The following is an 11,538-nucleotide window of genomic DNA, read 5'->3' on the forward strand; positions in this document are numbered from 1 at the left end:
TCTTACCGCCCCCACTCACCATGACCCCCCAAGACCTCAAATCCATCATGGGCTCCGGCCTGCTGTCCTTCCCGATCACGGACTTCGACGAACAGGGCGAATTCCGCCCCAAGACCTACATCGAACGCCTGGAATGGCTCGCCCCCTACGGCGCCAGCGCCCTGTTCGCGGCGGGCGGCACGGGCGAGTATTTCTCGCTCTCCGGCCCGGAATACAGCCAGGTCATCAAAACCGCCGTGGACACCTGCCGTGGCAAGGTGCCCATCATTGCCGGCGCCGGTGGCCCCACCCGCACCGCCATTGCCCATGCACAAGAGGCCGAGCGCCTGGGCGCCCACGGCATCCTGCTGTTGCCACATTACCTGACCGAAGCGGGCCAGGAGGGCCTGATCGCCCATGTGGAGCAGGTTTGCAAAAGCGTGAAGTTCGGCGTCATCGTCTACAACCGCGACCGCACCAAGCTCACGCCCAACTCGCTCGCCATCCTGGCCGAGCGCTGCCCCAACCTGATCGGTTTCAAGGACGGGGTGGGCAACATCGAGGTCATGTCCTCCATCTACATGAAGATGGGCGACCGTTTCTCGTACCTGGGCGGCCTGCCCACGGCCGAGGTGTATGCCGCAGCCTACAAGGCGCTGGGCACCCCGGTGTATTCGTCTGCGGTGTTCAACTTCATCCCCAAAACAGCGATGGACTTCTACAAAGCCGTGGCGGCCGACGACATGGCCACACAGCACAAGCTGCTCAAGGAGTTCTTCATGCCCTACCTGGCCATCCGCAACCGCGTGGAAGGCTATGGCGTCTCCATCATCAAGGCAGGCGCCAAGATCGTGGGCCACGACGGCGGCCCCGTGCGCGCACCGCTGACGGACCTCAAGCCCCATGAAATGGAAGAGCTCAAGGCGCTGATCGACAAGCTCGGGCCGCAGTCAGCTTGATCACAGCAACGTCACGCCCTTGAGCGTGACGAAACTCGTCTCGCGGACCACGCCCACAAAGTCCTGCAGGTATGGCTTGCCTGACACCTGCGGCAGGCAGGCCGCGTGCAGCTCGCCCATCAGCCCCGGCGCACCAGGCATCGCGGCAATGGGCCGGGCCGTGACGTAGCCCCGGTCCAGATAGCCCTGCACCGCCCACAGCGGCAGCGCGGCCACCCCGCGCCCGCTGGCCACCAGTTGCAACATGGCTACCGTCAACTCGGTGGTGCGCCGGGGCGGGCGCACTCCGGCGGGCTCCAGCACCTGGCGGACCAGGTCCAGCATCTCGTCGGGCACCGGGTAGGTGATCACCGTCTGGTCGGCAAAGTCTTGCGCGGTGAGAAACGGCTTGGCGACCAGCGGGTGTGCATTGGCCAGCAGCGCACGGATCTCAAAGCCGAACAGCGGGTGGTAGTCCACCCCCGCCTCATCCGCATCCACCTCCGACACGATGGCGAGGTCGGCCCGCCCCTGGTGCAGCAAGCCCACCGGGTCGGCATGAAAACCGCTCACGATGTCCAGCTCCACCTCGGGCCAGCGGGTGCGAAATGCGTCCATGGCGGGCATCAGCCAATCGAAACAGGTGTGGCATTCCACGGCAATGCGCAACTGGCCGCCCTGCCCCAACACCAGCCGGGCCACATCGCGCTCGGCCGCCTCGATCTGCGGCAGCACCAGATCGGCCAGGGCCAGCAAGCGCTCGCCCACCGCGCTGAACTGCGGCGGCACCGACTTGCGCTCGAACAGCGGTGTGCCGTGGCGGTCCTCCAGCAGCTTGACCTGGTGCGACAGCGCCGACTGGGTGAGGTTGAGCAACTGCGCGGCCCGCACCAGGCTGCCGCTGTCGCGCAACGCCACCAGGGTGCGCAGGTGGCGTATTTCCAGAATCGATTGATTCATTATTTATTTTCAAGTTGATCGACTAAAACTTTCGTTTGAATAATAAACGAGTGCGCGCGACCATCGGTGTCTTCATTGTTTTGCTTTATCGGACAACAGGAAACCGCCATGACGCTCGCCCAGCCCTCCCCCGCCCGCCCCGTGCTCACCCACACCCTGGGCTTTCCCCGCATGGGGGCGCAGCGCGAGCTGAAGTTCGCGCTCGAATCCTTCTGGCGCGGCGACTTGGGCGCTACCGACTTGCAAGACACCGCCGCCCAACTGCGCCAACAACACTGGCAGGCCCAGGCCGACGCGGGCCTGGGCTTTGTCACCGTGGGCGACTTCGCGCTGTACGACCATGTGGCCAACCACATCCAGCTACTGGGCTGCGAACCTGCGCGCTTCGCGTTCGACGGCGCCACGCCAGAGCTGGCGCGCTACTTCGCCATGGCGCGCGGAGTGTCGGCCACGGCCACACACACGGACCTGGGCTGCAGCACGGGCTGCACTGCGACACACACCACGCCGGGCCAGAGCGCACTGGAAATGACCAAGTGGTTCGACACCAACTACCACTACCTTGTGCCCGAGTTCAGCGCCAGCACGCGGTTCCACCTCGCCAGCGAGCGCCTGTTCGACGAAGTGGCCGAGGCCCAGGCCCAGGGCCACAAGGCCAAGGCCGTGCTGCTGGGGCCGCTGAGCTTTTTGTGGCTGGGCAAGGCCAAGGAGGCTGGGTTCGACCGCTTCAGCCTGCTGGCGCAACTGCTGCCGGTGTACGAGGCCGTGCTCGCCCGCCTGAAGGCCCAGGGCGTGGAATGGGTGCAGATCGACGAACCCATCCTGGGGCTGGATCTGCCCGACACCTGGCGCCACGCCTTCGAGCCCAGCTACTGGCAACTGGCCCGCAGCGCGCCCCCACTGCTGCTGGCCACCTACTTCTCGCCCCTGGCCGAAAACCTGCGCCTGGCCTGCCAGCTGCCCGTGGCCGGCCTGCATGTGGATGCCGTGCGCGCCCCGGAGGAACTGGTGGGCGTGGCCGACTGGCTGCCCTCGCACAAGGTGCTGTCGGTGGGCATCGTCGATGGCCGCAACATCTGGCGCACCGACCTCGATGCCGCCCTGGCCCGCCTCGCCCCCGTGGTCGCCAAGCACCAGGGCGCGCTGTGGCTGGCGCCCTCATGCTCGCTGCTGCACGTGCCGTTCAGCCTGCAGGCCGAAACACAGCTGGATGCCGAGGTGAAATCCTGGCTGGCCTTTGCGGTCGAAAAGCTCGACGAGCTGAGCGTGCTGGCCACCGCCCTGGGCCAGGGCGAGGCCGCCGCAGCCGGTGCCCTGTTGGCCGCCCGCACCGCTATCGCCGCGCGCCGCAGCAGCCCCCGCGTGCACCGCGCCACCGTGGCCGCGCGCCTGGCAGCCGCAGCGCCGGGGGCCGACCAGCGCACCAGCGCGTTCCCCGCGCGCCAGCAGGCCCAGCGCGCACGCTTGAAGCTGCCGCTGCTGCCCACCACCACCATCGGCTCGTTCCCGCAGACCGCCGAGATCCGCGCCGCCCGCGCGGCCTTCAAGCGCGGAGCGCTGGACGCTGCCCACTACGAAGAAAAGATGCGCACCGAAATCGCCCTGGCCGTGCGCAAGCAGGAAGAGCTTGGCATCGACGTGCTGGTACACGGCGAGGCCGAACGCAACGACATGGTTGAATATTTCGGCGAACAGCTCGACGGGTTTGCCTTCACCGCCAACGGATGGGTGCAAAGCTACGGCTCGCGCTGCGTGAAGCCGCCCATCATCGTCGGCGACGTGGCCCGCCCCGCGCCCATGACCGTGGCCTGGACGCGGTACGCGCAAAGCCTGAGCAGCCGCCCCATGAAGGGCATGCTCACCGGCCCCATCACCATCCTGCAGTGGAGCTTTGTGCGCGACGACCAGCCCCGCGCCACCACCGCCGACCAGATCGCCTGGGCCATCCGCGACGAAGTGTGCGACCTGGAAGCCGCAGGCATCGCCATCATCCAGATCGACGAACCCGCCATCCGCGAGGGCCTGCCGCTGCGCCGCGCCGGGTGGAAGAGCTACCTTCAGCGCGCCACACGCGCCTTTCGCATCAGCGCGAGCGGCGTGCGCAACGACACGCAGATCCACACCCACATGTGCTACAGCGAGTTCAACGACATCCTGCCCGAGATCGCGGCCATGGACGCTGACGTGATCACCATCGAGACCAGCCGCTCGGACATGGAGCTGCTGCAGGGCTTTGGCACTTTTCAATACCCCAACGAGATCGGCCCCGGCGTGTACGACATCCACTCGCCCCGCGTGCCCAGCGTGCAGGAGATGACCGCGCTGCTGCACAAGGCCGCCGAGGTGGTGCCGGTGGAAAACCTCTGGGTCAACCCCGACTGCGGCCTCAAGACCCGAGGCTGGCCCGAGACCGAGGCGGCGCTGCGCCACATGGTGCAGGCGGCGCAGGAGGTGCGGGCGCAGTTGGAGGAAGCCGTGATTGCATAGTCGAATTGGCCGATTTCGCGGACACGCGGACAGGACACTACATGAGGTCGCTAATCGCTCGACGAATGAATGTTTGGAAGTCAGGGGCAACTACATCTACGCGTCTATCTATCGGGTCAATCTCAACAACTTCCCAGCTATCAGTTTGGAAACCAGCGTTAAACCCCTGAAAGTCATCGCCAAGCAAAATTACTTTTTCCAGTTGCGGTGGCATCGGCTCTCCAAACACGAACTCAGATTCACCCAACCCGCTGTAGATCATGTACTGAGCTTGCCCTATTTCGCCAAACCCTATAGTGGTCAAGAAGGATATGTAATCGCTAGGCAGATTGGGATAGCGATCTACCAGCTTTTGGAGCTTTGCCGGCTCAAGTGGCTTCAATTTGGCCAGTAAAGAACCCTGACCTCTCAACGTAAATAGATCGTCGTAAATTCCCATGTCACGCCTCATTCATTAAAGAGCCAACGCGCAGGTCCGCCTGCGCGATGGATACCGCCCTGATGTTGATCAGGCCACCTAGCCAGATGAATGTTCCACCATGTGGCTGGTCCACCGCAACCGTTCTCAATGTAATGATGTGCATCATAGGGTTGTCTAATTTCTTTGAAGACATTGCCATTTTTATCAACTACCTGCTCTTTATAGGTCGGCCAGTGCCGACCTGTTTGGACTTCCCATTCGCTAATTAAATCACTCTTGACTCTGTTGAACTCAGTGCGATTTTTTTCGCATCTCCCGGAGAGAATCGGCTGTACGAGTTTGTTCGCAAATCTTCAGCCAAGTGAGCCCACTGCTCGCGCGTTATCGAAATATCTGTTTGCGCCTCAATGTCCCGGAGATACGAACGAGCATTCGCGGTCGACCAACCGCTTCCCGCTGGCAGTAGCGTGCCTTGCACTCTTGACGCGATCAAGGCGCTTGACGCCTGCGCCGTCAGCGTCTGTTTATAGGTCCCTGTCATTGCACCAGACCCGACTGCGGCCTCAAAACCCGAGGCGGCATTGCGCCACATGGTGCAGGCGGCGCAGGAGGTGCGGGTGCAGTTGGAGGAAGCCGTGAGCGCGTAGCCAAATGAGCTGCCAGCGCTTTTTCAACAAGCGCTGGCAGCTCTCCTGTTAATAGCAAACAAATACGTGACTGGCAGCACACACCGCCCTATGCATGTCCGCTGCTTGGCTCATAGTCCTGATTGGCGCAAAATGCGCCAATCAGGAGAAAACCATGACCGCCACCGCATTTGCATCCGTCAAGCTCCCCAGCGTCCTGGTGGAGCAAGCCCGGCAGGCTGCGCAACCCATGCGCCGCTCGGTCGCCAGCCAGATCGAATACTGGGCCACGCTGGGCCAGATCGTTGAACACACGGGCCTGAGCGTGCAAGAGGCCCGCACCGCCATTGAGCAATACGAAGCCGCCCCGCGCGCCCAGGCCACAACCCCTGCCTCGGTGGACGCACTGACCGCCCGCCTGCTGGCCGCGCAGGCCAACGGCTCGCTGGCCCAGCGCGTGCGCGACGTGGTGCGCGAAAACCAGGCGCGCGCCACCTGAAGGCATACCCGCACCCCACGTGGCAACAACCGCAACACGTACACGAAGGCGGCCACCCGCGCCGCTCGAACGCATCCTGGCGCTGGCTGTGTGCACATATAGAGATCACCCACAGTGGTTCGACTAACTATATTGAAACTCCCTTACTATGAAAATAATGAAGCATCTTGTCCTCTCAATATTCTTAGTAACGCTCGCCGCCATAAAGCTCAGTGGATGCGCCGGCACCCACCGAGAAGGTTTGCGAATGGTTCAAACCAAAGATGCACATGAGATCGTGCTACGTAAACCAGTGCGCTTTGATGCCATAGCTGTGGGTGGTGGTAATACTCATTGGTATCACGGACTCGAAGCGGGGCGCTATCGAGTGGAAGCAGTGGATGATGCTGGGGATTACTACCTTGGTGAAGGGAAGTCCCTTGTTCTGGGCGCCTCTCGGGCGCCGGACGGGCAGGTAAGTGAACCACTCACGATGGGAGGATTCTGGCTCGCCCGCGACCCAAGGGCTCAGCCCGCGTTCAAGCTCTACCGTGTAAACCCGAAAAATTCAGACGGAAGTGAGATACCGGAGAGCTTACGAATGGGCATCATTCCTTACGCAATCGACAACCTCTCTGGCAATCGACTTGGCATTGGGGTTTGGAGTTGGCAATTTGTGCCGATGCTTCACCGCGAAGATGATCTGGACCGGCTTACGGATGCAACTCGATTCGTAGAAAAATAGCGCCAAGTTGCAAGATCAAACCATGCGCACGCCAACGATCACGACGGCGCTGGTCGATAGGCTGTCTGCCTGGGCACAGCACATGCTGTCGGGTAGTCCCAACTGCGTACAACTGTGTGGCCTGCCCTCTCTTTAGACGGCTGCAGCCTTCCCCGCCTCCGCCAACTTCACCAACACCTGCAGCGCCCGGTTCAGCGGCGTGGGCACGCCCAGCGCGGCACCGCGCTTGACGACGTAGCCGTTCAAGTGGTCGATCTCGCTGGGCTTGCCGCGTGCCAGGTCTTGCGCGGTGGAGGAATACTGGCCCGGCATGGTGGCCGCGATGCCGCGCACGGCGGCCTCCACATCGCCGGGAATCACCACGCCATCGGCCTGGGCCACGGCCAGGCACTCGGCCACCGTGTCGGCGATCACGTCCGTCACGCCCGGCGCCTGCACCAGCGCGCCATAGGGCTGCTGCGACAGGGCCGACAGCGCGTTGTAGGCGCAGTTGAGCACCAGCTTGGCCCACAGCGCGCCGTGCACGTTGTCTGAAATCTGCGTGGCAATGCCCGCCGCCGCAAACTGCCGCACCACCTCGTCGCTGCGTGGCGACGGCGCAATCACCAACTCGCCCCGTCCATGGTGCTGCACATGGCCCGGCCCCGGCATGGCGGTGGCCACATACACCACAGCGGCCGCCACGGGCGTGGAGCTGTCCAGCACGGCACGCACCCGCTCGTCGTTGTCCACGCCGTTTTGCAGCGTCAGCACCAGCGCACCGGGCGCCAGGTGGGGCCGAATCTGCTGCGCCGCGTCTTCCGAGTCGGTCGATTTCACGCAGAACAGCACCACATCGGCACCCGCCGCTGCGCTGGCCTCGGTGCTGGCCTCCATCGGCACCTGCACGTCCAGCACCGCCGTCTGCAGGCGCAGCCCCCGCTGGCGGATGGCCTGCACATGGGCGGGGCGGCCGATCAGCGTCACCACATGCCCGGCCCGCGCCAGCAGCGCGCCAAAGTAGCAGCCCACCGCGCCCGCCCCCATCACGGCGATGCGCAACAAGGCGGGCTCTGAGGCGGTGTGAACAGGGGCGGAAGAGGCGGTCATGGCAGGGTCCTGAATGACAAAAGAGGTTCGATTTGGCCAGGAACTATAGCCAGCGAAGGAAGTGGCTTCGCCATACAGGTGTATTCGGGTGCATGGCAAAAAAATACCACTGGCGCTTATCTACAAAGCGCAAGCAGCTATTAATTGAATAGCAAAAGCAAACCTCTCAGGACCTTCTCCACTCCGTAATAACCCCAACAAATTTTGTGGAATTCAATCATTGCAAAGACAATAATTGTCTAGTCAATTAAATTCCGATCCCATGACATCTCCCGCCACTCCGTCCTCGCCCCAGGGTTTCTATAGCCCCGACCACCTGGTGCCCGAAGAGAGCGTGGGCTACCTCATGCGCAAGGTGATGACGTCGATCCGCACGCAGGCGGATGCCCAGCTCCTGGCGCACGACCTGACCTATGCGCAGTGGCTGCCCCTGTTCAAGATATCGCTCTGCCCCCAGACCACCGTGGCCAGCCTGGCACGTGACCTGGAGACCGACCCCGCCTCCATGACCCGCGCGCTCGACCGCCTGGAAGCCAAGGGCCTGGTGGCGCGCGAGCGCTCCACCACCGACCGCCGCGTGGTCCGCCTGGCCCTCACGCCCGAGGGCAAGACAGTGGCCGCCCGCGTGCCGCCGGTGTTGGCCGACGTGCTCAACAGCCACCTTGTCGGCTTCAGCCATGAAGAGTGGCAAATGCTGCTGGGCCTGCTGCGCCGCATGCTGGTAAATGGGAGCCCCCCCGTGCCGCCTTCGGCATCTTCCCCCTGAGGGGGAGCGCCAGTTTCCAACGCCCCAGTTTTCCTCCACACAACACCCAAAAATCATTCTGGAGAACCCCGTGAATTCCGCCGCCCCCCTGCCCTCCACCCGCTCAGCTTTCGTCGCCCATTTCGCTGTATCGGCCCTGGCGCTGGCCGCAGCCATCCTGCTGGTCGGCTGCGCCAGCCCCGGCGCGCCACACACCCCGCTGGCGCAGACCACGCCCGCCGCCGTGGGGCTTGATGCAGCCACCGCCAGCGAAACCGCCGCGCCCAGCCAGTGGTGGAAAACGCTGGGCGACGAGCAACTCAACACGCTGATCGACCAGGCCCTGCAAGGCAGCCCCAGCCTGGCCGTGAGCCGCGCGCGGCTGGAGCAGGCGGTGGCTCTCTCCCAGGTGCGTGAAGCTGCCAACGGCCCGCAAGCCAACCTGGGCGTGGACCTGACCCGCCAGCGCTACACCGCCAACGGCATGGTGCCCGCGCCCGTGGCGGGCAACACCTACAACAGCGGCACCGTGCAGGCCACGCTGTCGTGGTCGCCCGACTTCTTCGGCCAACATGCTGCCGAGCTGCAGGCCGCCCTGGGCCAGGCCCGCGCCGCGCAGGCCGATGCCGCCGCAGCCGCCAACACCCTGGCCGCCCAGGTGGGCCGCAGCTATGTGGCGCTGGCCCGCCTGGTGGCGCAGCGCGACGTGGCCGTGCGCGCGCTGGACCAACGTGATGAGCAACTGCGCCTTACCCAGGAGCGCGTGGCCGCAGGCCTCGATAGCCAGGTCGAACTGACCCAGGCCCAGGCCGCCGTGCCCGATGCCCGCACCCAGATCGAGGCGCTGGAAGAACAAATCACCCTGGCGCGCCGCCAGATCGCCGTGCTCAGCGGCCAGGCACCCAATGCCCTGCCCGCACTGGCCCCACAACTGGCCCGCCTGCAACCCACGGCCGTGCCCAACGCACTGGGCGCTGACCTGCTGGGCCGCCGCCCCGACGTGGTGGCCGCGCGCTGGCGCGTGGAAGCCGCGACCCAGGGCGTGAACAGCGCCCGCAGCGAGTTCTATCCCAACATCAACATCGGCGCCTTCATCGGCCTGAACGCGCTGGGCCTAGACCACCTGTTCAACGGCAGCTCGCGCCAGTTGGGCATCACCCCCGCCCTGCGCCTGCCCCTCTTCGACGGCGGACGACTGCGCGCGCAACTGGGCGGCCGCCAGGCCGAGCTGGACGCGGCCATCGCCCAATACAACGGCGCCGTGCTCGACGCGGTGAAGGAAGCGGGCGACGCCATGGCATCGGTGCAGTCCCTCACGCGCCAGCAAACCCTGCAGGACGAAGCCGCCGCCAGCGCCGAGAAAGCCTACCGCTTTGCGCAAGAGCGCTACCGCGCGGGCCTGGGCAACTACCTGGTGGTGCTTACCACCGAAACCCAGGTGCTGGCCCAGCGCCGCCTGGCCGTGGACCTGCGCGCCCGCCAGCTCGATACCCGCCTGGTGCTGATGAAGGCCCTGGGTGGTGGCTGGACGGATGACACGGCCGTGCTGAAGACCGCAGCGCGGTAGGCACGGAAGTCCAGCAAGGCCCTGTTCATGCCAGTCCCCACCACCCGTTCACGCTGAGCCAGTCGAAGCGCCGCACCAGGCTTCGACAAGCTCAGCCCGAACGGTGGGGGGTAGAAAACCCGAACAACAACACATTCCTGAAAGACCACAGCCATGAGCGAACCCATCACCGCCAATGAAGCCAACACCACCCGCCGCCGGGGCCTGACCCTGATTGCCGCCGCCGTGGCCATCGCCGCCATCGGCTGGGGTGGCTGGCACTGGGCCAACGGCCGCCATGTGGAAGCCACCGACAACGCCTACGTGGCGGGCAACGTGGTGCAGATCACGCCGCAGGTCGGCGGCACCGTGGTCTCCATCGGCGCCGACGACACCGACTACGTCAAGGCCGGGCAGTTGCTTGTGAAGCTCGACCCCGCCGACGCCCGCGTGGCGCTGGAGCAGGCTGAGGCCCAACTGGCGCAGACCGTGCGCGAGGTGCGCACCCTGTTCGCCAACAACTCCACCCTGAAGGCCCAGGTGAGCCTGCGCGGCGCCGACCTGGCACGCGCCCAGGCCGATGCCGCCCGCGCGCAGGACGACGTGAACCGCCGCACTCCGCTGATGGCGAGCGGCGCGGTGGGCAAGGAAGAGTTTCAGCACGCCACGGCGCAATTGGCCGCCGCCAAGAGCATGGTGGCCGCCGCCCAGTCGGCCGTGGTGGCCGCGCAAGAGCAACTGGCCGCCAGCCAGACGCAAACCGAAGGCACCTCCATCGAGCAGCACCCCAACGTGCAGCGTGCTTCGGCCCGCGTGCGCGAGGCGCATCTGGCCGTGCAGCGCGCCCAGCTCCTCGCGCCGCTCGACGGCCACGTGGCCAAGCGTGGCGTGCAAGTGGGCCAACGTGTGCAGGCCGGTGCCCCGCTGATGACGCTGGTGGCCCTGAACGACCTGTGGGTGGACGCGAATTTCAAGGAAAGCCAGTTGCAGAACCTGCGCATCGGCCAACCCGCCGAGCTGGTGGCCGATGTGTACGGCACCAAGGTGACCTACCACGGCACCGTGACCGGCCTGGGCGCGGGCACGGGCGCGGCCTTTGCGCTGCTGCCCGCGCAGAACGCCACCGGCAACTGGATCAAGGTGGTGCAGCGCGTGCCCGTGCGCATTGCGCTCGACGCCAGCCAACTGGCCGAGCACCCGCTGCGCGTGGGCCTGTCGATGGATGTGAAGGTGGACACCGCCGACCAGAGCGGCAAGACCCTGTCCGACACCCAGCGCACCACACCCGTGGCCGCCACCAAGGTGTTTGATGAGCAGTTCAAGGCCGCAGACGACGAAGTGGCGCAGATCATTGCCGCCAACCTGGGCCGCAGCAAGCCCGCCGTGGCACTGGCTGCGCGCAAGACCAGCAGCGCCGCCGATACCAAGGCCCCGGCCGCCCAAGCAACAGCCCCCCGCGCCGAGCGGCACGCATCGGCACCCGCCCCTGTGCCATCGCCCGCCGTTCAGTAAACCGGGGCCCGC

Annotated in this window: 11 protein-coding genes; 7 read left to right on the plus strand and 4 right to left on the minus strand. The window is 65.2% G+C overall.

Annotated features, from left to right (window positions below; genetic code table 11):
- Positions 1–20: 20 nt before the first annotated feature.
- Positions 21–938 (plus strand): 5-dehydro-4-deoxyglucarate dehydratase, encoded by a 918-nt coding sequence (gene kdgD / locus Q0105_RS12840; RefSeq protein WP_298212366.1) that lies wholly within the window; start codon positions 21–23, stop codon positions 936–938.
- Here kdgD and Q0105_RS12845 read toward each other — a convergent pair whose 3' ends face one another.
- Positions 939–1,877 carry a LysR family transcriptional regulator gene (locus Q0105_RS12845; protein WP_298212368.1) on the minus strand — a complete coding sequence of 313 codons (939 nt, stop codon included), beginning with the start codon at positions 1,875–1,877 and terminating at the stop codon, positions 939–941.
- 108 nt (positions 1,878–1,985) lie between these two features.
- Here Q0105_RS12845 and metE point away from each other — a divergent pair, with 108 nt between their 5' ends.
- Positions 1,986–4,364: a 5-methyltetrahydropteroyltriglutamate--homocysteine S-methyltransferase gene (gene metE / locus Q0105_RS12850; RefSeq protein WP_298212370.1), complete on the plus strand. Its 2,379-nt coding sequence runs from the start codon at positions 1,986–1,988 to the stop codon at positions 4,362–4,364.
- A 37-nt stretch (positions 4,365–4,401) separates the two neighbouring features.
- Here the strand turns inward: metE and Q0105_RS12855 are convergent, their stop codons facing one another.
- Positions 4,402–4,803 carry a hypothetical protein gene (locus Q0105_RS12855; RefSeq protein WP_298212372.1) on the minus strand — a complete coding sequence of 134 codons (402 nt, stop codon included), beginning with the start codon at positions 4,801–4,803 and terminating at the stop codon, positions 4,402–4,404.
- 1 nt (position 4,804) lies between these two features.
- The gene (locus tag Q0105_RS12860) at positions 4,805–4,951 is read right to left on the minus strand and encodes a hypothetical protein (protein ID WP_298212374.1); all 147 of its coding nucleotides are present in this window, start codon (positions 4,949–4,951) and stop codon (positions 4,805–4,807) included.
- Positions 4,952–5,586: 635 nt separating this feature from the next.
- Between Q0105_RS12860 and Q0105_RS12865 the strand changes: the two genes are divergently transcribed.
- Positions 5,587–5,910: a hypothetical protein gene (locus Q0105_RS12865; RefSeq protein ID WP_298212376.1), complete on the plus strand. Its 324-nt coding sequence runs from the start codon at positions 5,587–5,589 to the stop codon at positions 5,908–5,910.
- A 247-nt stretch (positions 5,911–6,157) separates the two neighbouring features.
- Positions 6,158–6,634 (plus strand): hypothetical protein, encoded by a 477-nt coding sequence (locus tag Q0105_RS12870; protein WP_298212378.1) that lies wholly within the window; start codon positions 6,158–6,160, stop codon positions 6,632–6,634.
- 132 nt (positions 6,635–6,766) lie between these two features.
- Here Q0105_RS12870 and Q0105_RS12875 read toward each other — a convergent pair whose 3' ends face one another.
- Positions 6,767–7,723, minus strand: a complete 957-nt coding sequence (locus tag Q0105_RS12875; protein ID WP_298212380.1) for a ketopantoate reductase family protein — start codon at positions 7,721–7,723, stop codon at positions 6,767–6,769.
- A 262-nt stretch (positions 7,724–7,985) separates the two neighbouring features.
- Here Q0105_RS12875 and Q0105_RS12880 point away from each other — a divergent pair, with 262 nt between their 5' ends.
- From Q0105_RS12880 to Q0105_RS12890, 3 genes are all read left to right on the plus strand, one after another.
- Positions 7,986–8,489, plus strand: a complete 504-nt coding sequence (locus Q0105_RS12880) for a MarR family transcriptional regulator (RefSeq protein WP_298212382.1) — start codon at positions 7,986–7,988, stop codon at positions 8,487–8,489.
- Positions 8,490–8,559: 70 nt separating this feature from the next.
- Positions 8,560–10,035, plus strand: coding sequence for an efflux transporter outer membrane subunit (locus Q0105_RS12885; RefSeq protein ID WP_298212384.1), 1,476 nt, complete (start codon positions 8,560–8,562; stop codon positions 10,033–10,035).
- Positions 10,036–10,188: 153 nt separating this feature from the next.
- A complete protein-coding gene (locus Q0105_RS12890) occupies positions 10,189–11,526 on the plus strand; it encodes an HlyD family efflux transporter periplasmic adaptor subunit (RefSeq protein ID WP_298212386.1) in 1,338 nt (445 codons plus the stop codon).
- Positions 11,527–11,538: the final 12 nt, after the last annotated feature.

Source organism: Acidovorax sp., from assembly GCF_027492855.1.
GTDB lineage: Bacteria > Pseudomonadota > Gammaproteobacteria > Burkholderiales > Burkholderiaceae_C > Acidovorax.

Excerpts from the sequence above, each read along its gene's own strand:
- kdgD (WP_298212366.1), top strand. The coding sequence starts at position 21 with ATGACCCCCCAAGACCTCAAATCCATCATGGGCTCCGGCCTGCTGTCC.
- Q0105_RS12845 (WP_298212368.1), bottom strand. The coding sequence starts at position 1,877 with ATGAATCAATCGATTCTGGAAATACGCCACCTGCGCACCCTGGTGGCG.
- metE (WP_298212370.1), top strand. The coding sequence starts at position 1,986 with ATGACGCTCGCCCAGCCCTCCCCCGCCCGCCCCGTGCTCACCCACACC.
- Q0105_RS12855 (WP_298212372.1), bottom strand. The coding sequence starts at position 4,803 with ATGGGAATTTACGACGATCTATTTACGTTGAGAGGTCAGGGTTCTTTA.
- Q0105_RS12860 (WP_298212374.1), bottom strand. The coding sequence starts at position 4,951 with ATGATGCACATCATTACATTGAGAACGGTTGCGGTGGACCAGCCACAT.
- Q0105_RS12865 (WP_298212376.1), top strand. The coding sequence starts at position 5,587 with ATGACCGCCACCGCATTTGCATCCGTCAAGCTCCCCAGCGTCCTGGTG.
- Q0105_RS12870 (WP_298212378.1), top strand. The coding sequence starts at position 6,158 with ATGGTTCAAACCAAAGATGCACATGAGATCGTGCTACGTAAACCAGTG.
- Q0105_RS12875 (WP_298212380.1), bottom strand. The coding sequence starts at position 7,723 with ATGACCGCCTCTTCCGCCCCTGTTCACACCGCCTCAGAGCCCGCCTTG.
- Q0105_RS12880 (WP_298212382.1), top strand. The coding sequence starts at position 7,986 with ATGACATCTCCCGCCACTCCGTCCTCGCCCCAGGGTTTCTATAGCCCC.
- Q0105_RS12890 (WP_298212386.1), top strand. The coding sequence starts at position 10,189 with ATGAGCGAACCCATCACCGCCAATGAAGCCAACACCACCCGCCGCCGG.